Origin of the sequence: Micromonospora sp. NPDC047738 (assembly GCF_040642675.1) — a bacterium.
Taxonomy (GTDB): domain Bacteria; phylum Actinomycetota; class Actinomycetes; order Mycobacteriales; family Micromonosporaceae; genus Micromonospora.
Genome location: NZ_JBEYSO010000001.1, coordinates 427,270 through 441,383, shown reverse-complemented (window position 1 = coordinate 441,383; position 14,114 = coordinate 427,270). Strand labels below are relative to the sequence as shown.

Genomic DNA, 14,114 nt, shown 5'->3' with positions numbered 1-14,114 from the left:
GTATGCGCGATCCGTGCCCGCCGTGGGCCGCTCAGCTCGCCGTCCCGCCGACCCGGTGCAGCAGCAGCTCCTGCAGGTGGGTCAGCGGCGCCTCCTCGGTGCCCGTACGCCGGCTCCAGCTGCCGTCCCCGGCCAGCTCGAAGGCGTCCACGTCCGGGCTGAACGCGGCGGTCAGCACCTGGTCGAGCTCGGCCCGGGCGATTGGGTCGCTCACCTGCACCAGCGCCTCCACCCGGCGGTCCAGGTTGCGGTGCATCAGGTCGGCCGAACCCATCCAGAACTCGGCGTCGCCGTTGTTGCCGAACCGGAAGATCCGCGAGTGCTCCAGGAACCGGCCCAGAATCGAGCGGACCCGGATGTTCTCCGACAGCCCCGGCACCCCCGGGCGCAGCGTGCACATGCCCCGGATCAGCAGGTCGACGTGGACACCGGCCTGGGAGGCCCGGTAGAGCGCGTCCGTGATCTCCTCGTCCACCAGGGCGTTCACCTTGAACTGCACCAGCCCCGGCATGCCGAGCCGGACATGGGCGACCTCCCGTTCGATCCGCTCGATCAGGCCGCTGCGGATGCCCTGCGGGGCCACCAGCAGCCGCCGGTACGCGGTCTGCCGGCTGTAGCCGGTCAGCACGTTGAACAGGTCGGTCAGGTCGGCGCCGATCTCCGGGTCGGCGGTGAGCATGCCGAAGTCCTCGTAGAGCCGGGCGGTCTTCGGGTGGTAGTTGCCGGTGCCGATGTGGCAGTAGCGGCGGATCTGGTTGCCCTCCTGGCGTACCACCAGGGCGGTTTTGCAGTGCGTCTTCAGGCCGACCAGGCCGTAGACGACGTGGCAGCCGGCGCGCTCCAGGGTGCGCGCCCACCCGATGTTCGCCACCTCGTCGAAGCGCGCCTTCAGCTCGACCAGCACCACCACCTGTTTGCCGGCGGCCGCCGCGTCGACCAGCGCGTCGACGATCGGGGAATCGCCGCTGGTGCGGTAGAGGGTCTGCTTGATGGCCAGCACGTTCGGGTCGGCGGCGGCCTGCTCGATGAAGCGCTGCACGCTGGTGGCGAACGAGTGGTACGGGTGGTGCACCAGCACGTCGCCGTCGCGCAGGGTGGCGAAGACGCTGCGGGGCACCTCGCCCTCGGTGAGCCGGGGGTGGGTGGCCGGCACGAACGGCGGGTCCTTGAGGTCGGGGCGGTCGGCCTCGCCGTACACCTGCCAGAGCGCGGAGAGGTCGAGCAGGCCGCGGACCCGGAGCACGTCGTGGCTGTCCATGTCCAGCTCGCGGACGAGCAGCTCCAGCATGTGGTCGGAGATGGACGCGGCCACCTCCAGCCGTACCGGGGGACCGAACCGGCGCCGGGCCAGTTCTCGTTCCAGGGCCTGGAGCAGGTCCTCGTCGCGGTCCTCGTCCACCTCGACCTCGGCGTTGCGGGTGACCCGGAACAGGTGGCACTCCACCACCTGCATCCCGGAGAAGAGCTGCCCGAGATGCACCGAGATGAGGTCTTCCAGCGGCAGGAACCGGACGCCCGGCTGGTCGCGGGCCACCCGGACGAACCGGGGTACGTTGTTCGGCACCTTGACCCGGGCGAACAGCTCCGATCCGCCGTCCGGGTCGCGGACCGACACGGCCAGGTTCAACGACCGCCCGGAGATGTACGGGAACGGGTGCGCCGGGTCCACCGCGAGCGGGGTGAGCACCGGGAAGATGTGCTCCCGGAACCAGGTGCGCAGCCGTTCCCGCTCCGGGTCGTCCAGGTCGCTCCAGCGCAGGATCCGGATGTCCTCCTCGGCCAGTCTCGGCAGCAGTTCGTCGACGAAGCAGGTGGCGTGCCGGGCGACCAGGTCCGCGGTCTTCTCCGCGACCAGCTCCAACTGGGTACGCAGCGGCAGCCGGTCACCCCCGCGTACCGGCAGGCCGGCGGAGAGGCGTCGCTTCAGCCCGGCCACCCGCACCATGTAGAACTCGTCCAGGTTGCTGGCGAAGATGGCCAGGAACTTTGCCCGCTCCAGCAGCGGGGTGCGCGGGTTCTCGGCGAGCGCCAGCACCCGGGCGTTGAAGTCGAGCCAGGAGAGCTCCCGGTTGAGGAAACGATCCTCGGGCAGCGGCTGCGCCGCCGGCGGTGCGGCGTCCGGCGCCGGACCCGGCCCCTCGACCGGGTCGAGGGACTCCTCCAGCCCCGCCGAGTCGGGGGCCGACGCCTCAACGGGCAGGTCCTCCTCGGGTGCGCGGACGCGGCGGAAGCGGCCGTCGGTGCCGCGGGCCGGGGCGCCGTTGCGGGGCGCGGTCGGGTGCAGGAAGTGCGGCGGGCTCTCGGGCTGCTCGCGAGGGGTGCTCACCCCCTCATGATTCCCCGATTCCGGTGAACGGAAAATGAACTCGGGGCAGGTTGCTCAGGCCATCGTCGGCAACGTCACCCGGACGACCGCACCGGCCGCGTCCCGCTCGATCCGGACCCGCTGCCCGAGCCGGAGCAGCCGCAGCCCGGAGGCGTCGAAGGCCCGCGCCGGGAAGGCCAGCTCGGTGCCGTCGTCGAGGAGCAGCACGCCGCTGCGGGTCGCCGCGTCGTAGGTGGCCACCGTGCCCTGCATGCCAGCACCGTACCCGACAGGTCGGCCGGGGGTGGCGGCCGCGCGGGCGTCGAGCAGCGCGGCGGTGCGCGGGCCCAGGCCCAGCCGGGCGGCGGCGGCCAGGTCCGCCGAGACGTCCACGTCACGGCGCAACGTGGGCCAGGCACCGCGCAGCGGGCGCGCCCCGCTGGCCGCGTGCGCCGCGGCCGAGCCCGGGCCGAACCGGGGATCCAGGGGTACGCCGGGCGGCGCGGCGAGCAGCACGGTGCCGGTGGCCGGGGCATCGGCCGCGAACCCGCGTACCCCCGGCGGGCCGGTGCGGACGGCCCGCAGCGCCGCGGCCAGCTCAGCCGGGCGCAGCGCCGGCAGGTCGGCGGTGAGCCCGGCGACCGCGGCGCGCGGGCCGGCGGCTGCCGCGCCGTGCCGGAAGGCGGCGTTCAGCCCGGCTGCGGGGTCCGCCACCACCCGGGCGCCGGCCGCCGCCACCTCCGCCGCCACCCGCGAGTCGTCCGTCACCACCAGCACCTCGCCGACCGCCGGGCAGGACCGCACCGCGCGGACCGTGTCGGCCGCCAGCGCCAGCGCCAGCTCCTCGTGTGGTACGCCGGACAGCGCGCCCCGCAGGCGGCTCTTCGCCGCCTCGAGGCGTTTCACCGGCACCACCACGGTCCAGCTCGGCTCGGGCACGTGACCATCCTGCCAGTGGGGACGGCGGTACCCTCTCTGGCCGGACCCAGGGCGAGCAGGCATGATTTCGTCGCGGGGCGTGGGTGCGTGGGGCGCGAGGAGGAGACAGGGTGGCGCGGCGGAAGGTGGGATTCTGGCCACGGTTAGCCGTGGTGTTGGTCAAGCCGGTGTTGAACGTCTGGACGCGGCGCACCTGGCGGGGCATGGAGCACCTGCGTCGCGACGGCGGCATGATCATCGTGCCCAACCACATCTCGCACGCCGACCCACTGGTCTCCGCGCACTTCATCTACGACTCCGGGCGCTGGCCGCAGTTCCTCGGCAAGGCCAGCGTGTTCCGGGTGCCGGTGATCGGCTGGATCCTGCACCGGTGCCGGCAGATTCCGGTGGAGCGCGGCTCGGTCGAGGCGGCCAGGTCGCTGGACAAGCTGGTCGCGGCGGTCCGCGAGGGCGGCGCCGTGGTGATCTACCCGGAGGGGACCACCACCCGCGAACCGGACCTGTGGCCGATGAAGGGCAAGACCGGGGCGGCCCGGCTGGCGCTGGCCACCGGCGCGCCGGTGATCCCGGTCGCCATGTGGGGGCCGGAGCGGATGTTCGACCCGCGGGCGGCCCGGTTGCGGCTGCGCCCGCGGACCCCGGTGACCGTGGTCGCCGGGCCCCCGATCGACCTGAGCCGTTGGGCGGGCGCCACGCCGACCCGGGCGGTGCTGGAGGAGATGACCGACACGATCATGCTGCGGATCCGTGACCTGGTCGCCGAGATTCGCGGCGGCACCCCACCACCGCTCTGGGAGCGCCCCGCCCGCGCCCGTTCCCGCGAGGTGAGTGAATGAGCGAGCGCAGCGAGCGAATTGGCCGGCTCAGCGCGGTGGTGCCTCATGGCGTCGCCGACCGTAGGGAGGCGACGGTATGAGCGGGCATGTGGCCGTGCTGGGGGCGGGGTCGTGGGGGACCGCGTTCGCCAAGATCCTCGCCGACGCCGGGCGGGACGTGACGATCCTGGCCCGGCGGCGGTCGGTGGCCGACGCGATCCGCACCGAGCACCGCAATCCGGACTACCTGCCGGACCTCCGGCTGCCCGACCGGGTCACCGCGACGGGCGACGCCGAGGAGGCGATCGCCGGGGCGGAGGTGGTGGTGCTCTCCGTGCCGTCGCAGACGCTGCGCGCCAACCTGGCCGAGTGGACCCCCCACCTGGATCCGGACGCCACGCTGGTCTCTCTGATGAAGGGCATCGAGCTGGGCACCACCAAGCGGATGAGCCAGGTGATCATGGAGACCGCCGGGGTGCCCGCCGATCGGGTGGTGGTCGTCTCCGGGCCCAACCTGGCCCCGGAGATCGCCGCCGAGCAGCCCGCCGCGACCGTGGTCGCCAGCACCGACAGCCGGCGGGCCGCCCTCGTCCAGTCGTCGATCCGGACGTCGTACTTCCGCCCGTACACCAATGACGACGTGATCGGCTGCGAGCTGGGCGGAGCCGTGAAGAACGTGATCGCCCTGTCGTACGGGATCGCCACCGCGATGGGCTTCGGCGACAACACCCGGGCCATGTTGATGACCCGCGGGCTGGCCGAGACCGCCCGGTTGGGCGTGGCGCTCGGCGCCGACCCGATCACCTTCGCCGGCCTGGCCGGCATGGGTGACCTGGTGGCGTCCTGCTCCTCGCCGCTGGCCCGCAACCGCACCTTCGGCGAGCACCTGGGCCGGGGGGAGACCCTGGAGCAGGCCCAGGCGGCCACCCGGCAGACCGCCGAGGGGGTGAAGAGCTGCCTGGCCATCCGGGACCTGGCCCGGGCGCACGGGGTGGAGATGCCGATCACCGAGCAGATCGAGCGGATCTGCCACGAGGGGATGGATCCGCGGCTCGCCGTGGACGCGCTGATGAGCCGGACCGCGAAGCCCGAGTCGTACGAGTGAGGCGGCTGCATGAGCGAGTGGGGTGACGGCACCCGCAGCGTGCACGCCGGGCTGCCGGCCCCGGCGCCCGGTGCACCGTTCCTACCGGGGCCGGTCTTCGCCGCGCCGTACCACCTGGACCCGTGGGAGGGGCCGGCGGCGGCGCCCAACGGGTACGGCCGGCCGGACAACCCCACCCGGCGGCTGCTGGAGGCGGCCATCGGGGAGCTGGAGGGCGGGGACTGCCGGGTCTTCGCCAGCGGCCAGGCGGCCATCACCGGGCTGCTGCTGGCGCTGCTGCGCCCCGGGGACACCGTGCTGCTCCCCGCCGACGGCTACTTCCCGGTCCGCGCGTTCGCCACCGCCACCCTCGAGGGCATCGGGGTGCGGGTCCACTTCGTGCCGACGGCCGGGCCGTACCCCTCGTTCGAGGGTGTCCGCCTGGTGCTGCTGGAGACCCCGGCGAACCCCGGCCTGGACGTGGCCGACGTGCCGGCCCTGGCCACCGCCGCGCACGCCGCCGGGGCGCTGCTCGCGGTGGACAACACCACCGCCACCCCGCTCGGGCAACGCCCGCTGGATCTCGGAGCCGACGTGGTGGTCGCCTCCGGCACCAAGGCGCTCACCGGCCACTCCGACCTGCTGCTCGGCTACGTGGCGACCCGCTCCGCCGAGCTGCTCGACCCGGTGACGGCCTGGCGGACCACCACCGGCGGCATTCCCGGCGCGTTCGACTGCTGGCTGGCGCACCGCTCGCTGGCGACCGTGGACCTGCGGCTGGCCCGGCAGACCGCCAACGCCGAGGCGCTCGCCCGGCTGCTCGCGGGCCGCGCCGACGTCACCGGCCTGCGCTGGCCCGGGCGGCCGGAGGATCCGGCGTACCCGGTCGCCTCGGTCCAGATGCGACGGATGCCCGGGGTGCTCTCGTTCGACCTGGGCGACGCCGCCCGGGTGGCCCGGTTCCTGGACGCGTCCCGGCTGGTTGCCGCCGCCACCTCGTTCGGCGGGCTGCACACCACCGCCGACCGGCGGGCCCAGTGGGGCGACGACACCGCCCCCGGCTTCGTCCGGCTCTCCTGCGGGATCGAGGATCCGGCCGACCTGGTGGCCGACGTGACCGCCGCGCTGGACGCCAGCGCGGCCTGACCCCGGCACGGTTCGGTCGCCAGCGTGGCCCGACCCCGGGGACGGCCCGATCGTCGGCGCGGACTGACCCCGGCGCGGACTGACACCGCAGCGCGCCGGTGCCGGGGCGGCCGGCCGGCGTCAGCTCCGCTAAGGTGACGGACAGCCACGGCCCGCGCGGCCCCGACCGGAGGAGGTGAGCCCGATCCACCAGCGAAGGACCGGCGCTCCCCGCCGAATCCGCGTCGTCCCTGGTTAGGCGACGCCGGGAGCGCCGACGAGCGTTCCCGAAAGGCATGCCATGGCACCGTTCCCTCCCGACCGTCCCGCCCTCGTCGCCCGGCTGCGTGCCGCCGGCTGCGTCTACGCCGAGGACGAGGCGGACCTGCTGATCGCCGCCGCCGACTCGGCCGCGACCCTGACCGAGCTGGTCGACCGCCGGGTCGCCGGCCTGCCGCTGGAACACCTGCTCGGCTGGGCCGAGTTCTGCGGTCGGCGGATCGCCGTCGACCCGGGGGTCTTCGTGCCCCGGGGGCGGACCGCCCTGCTGGTCGCCGCGGCGGCGGCGGTGGCCGGTCCGGCACCGGCCGTGCTCGACCTCTGCTGCGGGTCCGGCGCCGCCGCGCTGGTGCTGCACGGCCGGCTCGCGCCCCGCTGGCTGGCCGCCGCCGACCTCGACCCGGCCGCGGTGGCCTGCGCCCGGCGCAACCTCGCCCCGCTCGGCGTGCCCGTCTACCAGGGCGACCTGTTCGGGCCGATCCCGACCGAGTGGCGGGGCCGCCTGGATCTGGTGGTGGCGAACGCCCCGTACGTGCCGAGCGGCGCGCTGGCCCTGATGCCGGCGGAGGCGCGGCTCTACGAGGCGCCGATGGCGCTGGACGGCGGCGACGACGGGCTGGCCGTGCTGCGCCGGGTGGCGGCCGGCGCGGCCGAGTGGCTCGTCCCGGGCGGGCACCTGGCCGTGGAGTCCAGCGCCGGCCAGGCCGAGGAGCTCTGCGGGGTGCTGGCCGACGCGGGCCTGGTGCCGACCGCGGTGCACGACGAGGAGTTGGACGCCACGGCCGTCACGGCCCGCCGGCCCGGCTGAGCGCCGCGCGGGCCGGCCCTGCGGTGCCCGGCGGGCGGCTACGGGAGTGGGGCGTCGTTCTGTTCCCGCCCGGCGCCCCGGGCGTCGGTCTGCCACGCCCGCACGGCGGCCGGTGGAGCCAGCTCGGCAGGGTGCCGTCGGTCCGAGCGCGGTGTATCCCGACCGACGCTACGAACTTGATGTCGTCAACGATTCAGCCGCGGCGGCGAGCCTGCCCCCCGGCACCGATCCATGCACGACGCCGGGCGCCGATCCATTTTCGACATCAAGTTCGTAGCGTCTGCGAGGGGCAGGTGGCCATGGCGAGCTGCGGCCGAACAGGGGCCACGCGAGTTGCTTCCGTCGAGCGGGGACCGGATGGCGAGTGGCCGTCCGGGGCATGGCGGGCCGCTGAACGGCGAATTAGCCTCGGGCCAGGCTCGGTGGGGAGGGGTGGCCGTGGGCAGCACGGGTGTGCCGGTGGTGGTGGGTCTCGACAACGGCGGCACCAGCAACAACGCCACCGTCCTGACCGTCGACGGCCGGTTCCTGGTGGACCGGCTGGTGGAGATCCCGAGCGAGGTCCAGGCCGGGCCGGAGGCGGCGATCGAGGCGCTGGCCCGGGCGTTCGACGGCATCGTGGCGCGCACCGGGGTGCCTCGGGAACTGGTGCGTGCCGTCGGGCTGGACACCCCCGGCCCGGCGAGCGCCACCGGGGTCATCTCCTCGCGCGGCTCGACCAACTTCTCCCAGCCGGCCTGGCGGGGCTACGACGTGCGGGGCGCCTTGGAGCACCGGCTCGGCCTCCCGGTGGTCTACGCCAACGACGGCAACGCGGCGGCCCTGTACGCGCACCACGTCCACTTCGGCGTGGACGCGATGCGCCGTTCCTCGGTCGCCGCCATCGTCGGCACCGGGCTCGGCGGTGGGGTGGTGGAGGACGGCCGCGTGGTCGGCGGCGCGGCCGGCATGGCGGGGGAGTTCGGGCACGTGCACATCCCGCTCGACGGGCTGCTGGCGCCGGGCCAGGCGCCCCCCGTTTGCGCCTGCGGCTTCACCGGTGACGTGGAGAGCGTCGCCTCGCTCACCGCCATCGAGCGGAACCTGCTGCCGTACTGGCTGGGCCGGTTCCCGGGGCATCCGCTGGCGGCCGAGCCGCCGGGCCGGGCGGCGAAGCTGGTGCGCGGCTACGGCGAGCGGGGCGACCCGTTGGCTCGGGAGGTGTTCACCCAGCAGGCGATGGCGTTGGGCCGGTTGTTCACCATCGCGGCGAACTTCACCGACCCGCAGGCGTACTTCGTCGGCGGTGGCGTGGTGGAGGCGGCGCCGCAGTTCCGCGACTGGTTCCTCGCCACCGTGCGGGAGTACACGGTGCTCCGCGCCGAGCAGCGCGCGGTGGCCACCTTCGCGCTGGTGCCGGATCGGGACATGGCCGGCGCGCGGGGGGTGGCCATCGCGGCGCTGGAGGCGGTCCGGTCCGGCTCCGCCGCCGGCCCGCTGGTCGCCGGCTGACCCGCGGCCGGGTCAGGGATCAGCCGCGCGGTGGGGCGCCGGTGAACGCCGTCCAGGCGGCCGGGGAGAAGACCAGCACCGGGCCGGCCGGGTCCTTGGAGTCGCGGACCGCGACGGCCTCGGGCAGCGACGCCATCTCGACGCACGCGCCCTCGTCGCCGCTGTGGCTGCTCTTGCGCCAGCCGGTCGCTGCCGGGCGGGGGCTGTTCGTGCCGTTCATCCGGGTCTACCTCTCGTTCAACAGGCGGAGGAGCTGGTCCCGGCTGGCCGGCGGGCTCAGCGCCACGGTCCGCAGGTGCTCCATGATCTTGGTGCAGGTACGCAGGTCGCCCGGCCGGTCCAGGACCATCTGCCCGGCGACCGTCTCCACCGAGGCGATGATCGGGTCCTCGGGGTCGGCGAACTCCAGGATGTGCAGCGAGCCCCGGGTGCCCCGGTGGTAGCCCGCGGCGAGAGGGATCACCTGCACGGTGATGTTGGGCAGTTCGGCCATCTTCAGCAAGTGTCGTAGCTGTCCCTCCATCACGGACCGGTCGCCGACCGGGCGCAGCAGCGCGCCCTCGTCGATGATGGCGTCGAGGATCGGCGGATCGTCACTCGTGAGCCGCTGCTGCCGGTCGAGGCGCAGGTGGACGCGCTGCTCCACCTGCTCGTCGCTGAGCGTGTGCGGGCCGCCGCGCATCACGCCGCGGATGTAGTCGGCGGTCTGGAGCAGGCCGGGCACCACCGAGGGCTCGAAGTTGGCGATCCCGGTCGCCTCCGCCTCCAGGGCGATGAAGTCGATGGTCCGCCGGTCCAGCAGGTACGAGTAGGAGACCCACCAGCCGGGCTTGCGGGCGTCCTTGGCGAGCTGCACCGCCGCGGCGATCTCGTCGGGGCCGACCCGGTAGAGGGTGAGCAGCGCGCGCACGGTGGCCGGGCTGACCAGCGTCTGCGCGTTCTCGTACCGGGACAGGGTGCTCCGGGTGCTGTTGATCTCGTCGGCCGCGGCCTCGAGGGTCAGGCCGGCGGCCTCCCGGTGGGTACGCAGGGCGATGCCGAGCCGTCGGGCCCGGGCGGTCTTCGGCGCCATGCATCGATGGTCGCATATCAAGGGGAGGATGCGCATGAGAGAAGTTCGATGAGAGTTGCATTCACGCGTGTCCACCTGTCAATCTGTGTTCGCGTCCTCACCACCGGTTGTCGTGGCGACGGTGGTGGTGAGTGACCGGAGGGGATGGGGCGCGCGGCGATCGGGTTTTCACTCCCCCCACGACCCGATCGCCGCGTGCCCCTACCGCCCAGAGCACGGGGAGGGGATCGCATGACGGTGACGGGCTGCCGCCCGCTGGGCGGGGGTGGACGGGCATGACCCGCTTCCTCGTGGTCCTCACCGACGTCCGCCCGATGGAAGGGTTGGGGCGCAACGAGCGGACGAGCCCCGAGCGGCGCCGGCAGGTGGTCGGCGCGAACAGCCGGGAGGCGGCGGACCGGATCGCCGGCGCCTTCATGGCGCTGGGCATGGTCCGGGCGGGGCGGCAACGGGTCAAGGTCATCGCGGTGGGGCGCCGCCCCCGAATCCCGGAGCAACCGGACTGAACCCCCGGCCACCCGGCCTCACAACAGCTTGCGCCGCTTCAGGTACGCGACCAGGTCGTCGTAGACGCCGCCCTCGTTGGCGAACATGGCGACGTTGCGGGCGGTGGACAGCCACGGCCGGGTGGACGGGCGGACCTCCTTCAGCGCCCGCTCCAGGTCTCGCTGCTCGATCATCCGGACCTGGCCGGTGCGTACCGAGTCGGCCATCGCGAACTCGGCGGCGCTCTCGCAGAGGTGGGCCAGGTCGGCGCCGGAGAAGTCCTCGGTCGCCGCGACCACCCGGTGCAGGTCGATGTTGGCGATCGGCCGCTTGCGCAGGTGGTACTCCAGGATCGCCGCACGGGCCTCGGCGTCCGGCGGCAGCACCAGCACCACCCGGTCCAGCCGGCCCGGCCGGCGCAGCGCCGGATCGACGTCCCACGGGGTGTTCGTGGCCGCCAGCACGAAGACGCCCTCGTTGTCGCCCTCCATGCCGTCCAGCTCGGCCAGGAGCTGGTTGCCCAGCGTGCGCATCGAACTCGACGAGACCTGCGACCGCTTGTGGCCCAGGGCGTCGATCTCGTCGAGGAAGAGCACGCAGGGGGCATCGCGCCGGGCCGCCTCGAACAGCTGGTGCAGGTTCCGCTCCGAGTTGCCGATCCACATGTCCAGCACGTCCACGATGGACAGCGACAGGAACTTCGCGCCCATCTCCCCGGCCACCGCCCGGGCCAGGAAGGTCTTGCCGCAGCCGGGCGGCCCGTAGAGCATCAGGCCGCCGCGCAGGCTCTTGCCGTACATCCGGCGCAGCTCCGGGTTGCGCAGCGGGCCGAGGAAGGCCAGCTCCAGCCGCTCCTTCACGGCCGACATGCCGCCCACGTCGGCCAGCCGGACCGAGGAGGACTCCACGTCGTACACCCGGTCGGCCTCGCCGCGGACCGGCTCCGGCTCGTCGCCGGCCCGGGCGAAGCGCGGCGGCACGACGTCGGCCAACTCCTGCTCGTACGCGGCCAGCGGGTCGTCCCCCGACGGACCGGCGGTCGCCGGGCGCTGCGCCGGCGGCGTCGGGCGGTCGTCCCCGGACGGGCCGGCGGGGGCGGGCGGCGCCGGGCGGTCGTGCTCCGGCGAGGCGGTGGGCGCCGCGCGCTGCGCCGGAGGTACGGGCGCGCCGAGTGCCCGCTGCATCAGGGCCTGGGCCTGCGCGTTGGCCGGATCCCGGGCGAGCGCCTGCCCGATGTGCGCGATGGCCTCGGCGCCCCGGCCGTCGTCCAACAGCAGGCCGGCCAAGTGCAGGCGCAGCGGCAGGTCGTCGGGCCGGGCGTCGAGGGCGGCCAGCAGGCTGTCGATGAGGGCATCGGAGCTCACAGGACGAGCAGCCTAGTGCGCTGCCTCCCCGATCCGCTCACCCTCTCGGGCCGCATCGCCACCGGCGGTGCGGCGGCCGTTCGACTGCGACGGTCGCCCGATTACTCCCTGTTATCGATCGTTGACCGGTTGCGCGGCGAGGTGCCGTCTCCTCGGGTATCGGCTGCCCGGGCTCGCCACGCACAGTAGGGTCAACCGGGTGAGCGCCACCGGCGAGCACGGCCAGCCGCAGTCGCGAACGAAGAGGTGACCGGAGTGACCACCCCAGGCAAGACCCGTGTGGCGATCGTCTTCGGCGGCCGCAGCCCCGAGCACGGCATCTCCTGCGTCAGCGCGGGCAGCGTGCTGGCCGCGCTGGACCCGGATGAGTTCGAGGTGGTCCCGGTCGGTATCACCCGGCAGGGCCAGTGGGTGCTGGCCAGCGGCGATCCGGGCCAACTGGCCATCCAGGATCGCAAGCTGCCGGAGATCACTGCCGGCTCCGGCGCGGAACTGGTGCTGCGCGCCGACCCGGCGGCGGGTGGCCTGATGGTGCTCGACCCGACGCAGGGCCCCCGGGCGCTGGCCGACGTGGACGTGGTCTTCCCGGTGCTGCACGGCGCGTACGGCGAGGACGGCACCATCCAGGGGATGCTGGAGATGGCCGGCATCCCGTACGTCGGGGCGAACGTGTTCGCCTCCGCGGCGGCCATGGACAAGGAGTTCACCAAGAAGCTCTGCGTCGCCGAGGGCATCCCGGTCGGCCCGTACGTGGTGCTGCGCAACGGGATGACAATGACTGAGGAGGACAAGGAGCGCCTCGGCCTGCCGGTCTTCGTCAAGCCGTCCCGGGCCGGTTCCTCCTTCGGCATCACCAAGGTCGACGACTGGTCCCAGCTCGACGCGGCGGTCGCCACCGCCCGCGAGATCGACACCAAGGTGCTGGTCGAGGGCGCGATCGTCGGCCGCGAGATCGAGTGCGGCGTGCTGGAGGGGGAGGCCGGCGGTGCCCCCGAGGCGTCGGTGCTGGCCGAGGTGCGGATGATCGGCGGCCGTGACTGGTACGACTTCGAGGCGAAGTACATCTACGCCGACGAGGTCTGCGAGTACGACGTCCCGGCGAATCTGCCCGAGCCGGTCGCCCGCCGGGTGCAGGAGTACGCCACCCGCGCGTTCACCGCGCTGGACTGCTCCGGGCTGGCCCGGGTCGACTTCTTCGTCACACCGGAGCTGGACGTCTATCTCAACGAGATCAACACCATGCCCGGTTTCACCCCGACCTCGATGTTCCCGCGCATGTGGGCGGCCAGCGGTCTGGAGTATCCGAAGCTGGTCAACCGCCTCATCCGCACCGCCCTCCGCCGCGCCGGCCGCTGACCCGTCACGCGGCTCAAGATCCGGCCTGATTCACGCAAAGAGTGGCCGTTCCGGCGCGGAAGGCCACTCTTTCCGTGAATCTGCGCCCACCCAGGGGCGCGACATCAGCCGGAGCAGCCGGACGGCACGGTCTTGGCCGAGGGGACCGCCGCGACGATGGCGTCGGAGATCGGGGCGACCCACTGCAGCGGCTGCTCGTACTGCTTGGGCAGCCGGACCCGGACGGGGGTCTCCCGGTCGACGGTGGTCAGCACGCTGCCGTCGGCTTCCTGCGCGGCGTACCAGCAGACCTTGTTGACCCGCCACACCTCGTCGGTGGGCTGGATCACCGGCGGGGTGCCGCCGCAGGCCACGGTCAGCGCTGGGTCGCCGTACGCGGCGTTCTGCTCGGCGCCGGCGGTGACCGGCCGCTGCTTCAGGTCGCGCACGCTCGGCGGGAGCTGCGACAGCAGGGCCCGGCACAGCGTCGCCGGCCGTTCGGCCAGGGCCGGGGCGGGCATCTCGACCGGGGCGGTCGACTGCGGCCGCACGGCGGTCGCCGACGGCTGCGGTGCGGCGGCCGGCTCGTCCGGGGCCAGCTTGGCGAAGGTGAACCCGGCCACCGCCACGGTCACCGGCACCGCGATCAGCGTCGCCCAGAGTGCGGCGCCGCGGGTGCTCCGGTCCCGGCGCGGGGCCTCGTCGGCCGTGCGGGCCTCGTCGGCAGCGGGGGAGGTAGTGATCTTGTCCACTTACAGGCGCACCACCGAACACGTGAGGGTGCGGGTGATGCCGGGCACCATCTGCACCTTGCTGACGATGAGTTTGCCGAGCTCGTCGACGGTGTTCGCCTCGGTGAGGACGACCACGTCGTACGGCCCGGTGACGGCGTCGACACGCACCACGCCGGCAAGGTCCGAGATCTGACCGGCCACGTCACGCGCCCGCCCGACCTCGGTCTGGATGAGGATGTACGCCTGTACCACGACTCGACCTCCGTCTGTCGCCGCC

General features: G+C 73.8%; 14 protein-coding genes and 1 pseudogene. 7 read left to right on the top strand and 8 right to left on the bottom strand.

Translation table 11 applies throughout. The features are described from left to right. Positions 1–31: 31 nt before the first annotated feature. The 3 genes and pseudogenes from ABZ783_RS02030 to cofC all read right to left on the bottom strand — a co-directional run. Positions 32–2,326, bottom strand: coding sequence for an RNA degradosome polyphosphate kinase (locus ABZ783_RS02030; RefSeq protein ID WP_357433792.1), 2,295 nt, complete (start codon positions 2,324–2,326; stop codon positions 32–34). Between the two features lie 54 nt (positions 2,327–2,380). After that, entirely contained in the window at positions 2,381–2,578 is a 198-nt protein-coding gene (locus tag ABZ783_RS02025; protein WP_241825032.1) for a cold-shock protein, read from the bottom strand. A 15-nt stretch (positions 2,579–2,593) separates the two neighbouring features. Beyond that, positions 2,594–3,244 (bottom strand): annotated as a pseudogene (gene cofC / locus ABZ783_RS02020) (2-phospho-L-lactate guanylyltransferase); the annotation flags it as partial. 110 nt (positions 3,245–3,354) lie between these two features. Between cofC and ABZ783_RS02015 the strand changes: the two are divergent. The 5 genes from ABZ783_RS02015 (at position 3,355) to ABZ783_RS01995 (ending at position 8,846) form a co-directional block, all read left to right on the top strand. After that, positions 3,355–4,080, top strand: a complete 726-nt coding sequence (locus ABZ783_RS02015; RefSeq protein WP_357433790.1) for a lysophospholipid acyltransferase family protein — start codon at positions 3,355–3,357, stop codon at positions 4,078–4,080. Between the two features lie 76 nt (positions 4,081–4,156). Next, positions 4,157–5,164, top strand: coding sequence for an NAD(P)H-dependent glycerol-3-phosphate dehydrogenase (locus ABZ783_RS02010; RefSeq protein WP_357433788.1), 1,008 nt, complete (start codon positions 4,157–4,159; stop codon positions 5,162–5,164). Positions 5,165–5,173: 9 nt separating this feature from the next. After that, complete coding sequence (locus tag ABZ783_RS02005; protein WP_357433786.1) at positions 5,174–6,289, top strand: cystathionine gamma-lyase; 1,116 nt, start codon at positions 5,174–5,176, stop codon at positions 6,287–6,289. 280 nt (positions 6,290–6,569) lie between these two features. Beyond that, on the top strand, positions 6,570–7,355 hold the full coding sequence (locus tag ABZ783_RS02000) for a putative protein N(5)-glutamine methyltransferase (protein ID WP_357433784.1): 786 nt from the start codon (positions 6,570–6,572) through the stop codon (positions 7,353–7,355). Positions 7,356–7,793: 438 nt separating this feature from the next. Next, positions 7,794–8,846: an ROK family protein gene (locus tag ABZ783_RS01995; protein WP_357433782.1), complete on the top strand. Its 1,053-nt coding sequence runs from the start codon at positions 7,794–7,796 to the stop codon at positions 8,844–8,846. A gap of 19 nt (positions 8,847–8,865) precedes the next feature. On the opposite strand, the gene ABZ783_RS01990 is transcribed toward ABZ783_RS01995, so the two are convergent. Together ABZ783_RS01990 and ABZ783_RS01985 are read right to left on the bottom strand one after the other, a co-directional pair. Beyond that, a complete protein-coding gene (locus ABZ783_RS01990) occupies positions 8,866–9,066 on the bottom strand; it encodes a DUF397 domain-containing protein (RefSeq protein ID WP_357433780.1) in 201 nt (66 codons plus the stop codon). A 6-nt stretch (positions 9,067–9,072) separates the two neighbouring features. Further along, a complete protein-coding gene (locus ABZ783_RS01985) occupies positions 9,073–9,918 on the bottom strand; it encodes a helix-turn-helix transcriptional regulator (protein WP_073832481.1) in 846 nt (281 codons plus the stop codon). 275 nt (positions 9,919–10,193) lie between these two features. Here ABZ783_RS01985 and ABZ783_RS01980 point away from each other — a divergent pair, with 275 nt between their 5' ends. Beyond that, positions 10,194–10,424 carry a hypothetical protein gene (locus ABZ783_RS01980; RefSeq protein WP_357433777.1) on the top strand — a complete coding sequence of 77 codons (231 nt, stop codon included), beginning with the start codon at positions 10,194–10,196 and terminating at the stop codon, positions 10,422–10,424. Between the two features lie 18 nt (positions 10,425–10,442). On the opposite strand, the gene ABZ783_RS01975 is transcribed toward ABZ783_RS01980, so the two are convergent. Then, positions 10,443–11,768 (bottom strand): ATP-binding protein, encoded by a 1,326-nt coding sequence (locus tag ABZ783_RS01975; protein WP_357433775.1) that lies wholly within the window; start codon positions 11,766–11,768, stop codon positions 10,443–10,445. Between the two features lie 255 nt (positions 11,769–12,023). Here ABZ783_RS01975 and ABZ783_RS01970 point away from each other — a divergent pair, with 255 nt between their 5' ends. Next, positions 12,024–13,124: a D-alanine--D-alanine ligase family protein gene (locus ABZ783_RS01970; RefSeq protein WP_357433773.1), complete on the top strand. Its 1,101-nt coding sequence runs from the start codon at positions 12,024–12,026 to the stop codon at positions 13,122–13,124. A 104-nt stretch (positions 13,125–13,228) separates the two neighbouring features. Here ABZ783_RS01970 and ABZ783_RS01965 read toward each other — a convergent pair whose 3' ends face one another. Together ABZ783_RS01965 and ABZ783_RS01960 are read right to left on the bottom strand one after the other, a co-directional pair. Continuing rightward, positions 13,229–13,846: a DUF3515 family protein gene (locus tag ABZ783_RS01965; protein WP_357434297.1), complete on the bottom strand. Its 618-nt coding sequence runs from the start codon at positions 13,844–13,846 to the stop codon at positions 13,229–13,231. A 9-nt stretch (positions 13,847–13,855) separates the two neighbouring features. Beyond that, positions 13,856–14,089, bottom strand: a complete 234-nt coding sequence (locus ABZ783_RS01960; RefSeq protein WP_073832485.1) for an Lrp/AsnC ligand binding domain-containing protein — start codon at positions 14,087–14,089, stop codon at positions 13,856–13,858. Positions 14,090–14,114: the final 25 nt, after the last annotated feature.

Bases quoted from the DNA above. Each gene is read 5' to 3' on its own strand.
- ABZ783_RS02025 (WP_241825032.1), bottom strand. From the start codon at position 2,578: ATGCAGGGCACGGTGGCCACCTACGACGCGGCGACCCGCAGCGGCGTG.
- ABZ783_RS02010 (WP_357433788.1), top strand. From the start codon at position 4,157: ATGAGCGGGCATGTGGCCGTGCTGGGGGCGGGGTCGTGGGGGACCGCG.
- ABZ783_RS02005 (WP_357433786.1), top strand. From the start codon at position 5,174: ATGAGCGAGTGGGGTGACGGCACCCGCAGCGTGCACGCCGGGCTGCCG.
- ABZ783_RS02000 (WP_357433784.1), top strand. From the start codon at position 6,570: ATGGCACCGTTCCCTCCCGACCGTCCCGCCCTCGTCGCCCGGCTGCGT.
- ABZ783_RS01990 (WP_357433780.1), bottom strand. From the start codon at position 9,066: ATGAACGGCACGAACAGCCCCCGCCCGGCAGCGACCGGCTGGCGCAAG.
- ABZ783_RS01985 (WP_073832481.1), bottom strand. From the start codon at position 9,918: ATGGCGCCGAAGACCGCCCGGGCCCGACGGCTCGGCATCGCCCTGCGT.
- ABZ783_RS01980 (WP_357433777.1), top strand. From the start codon at position 10,194: ATGACCCGCTTCCTCGTGGTCCTCACCGACGTCCGCCCGATGGAAGGG.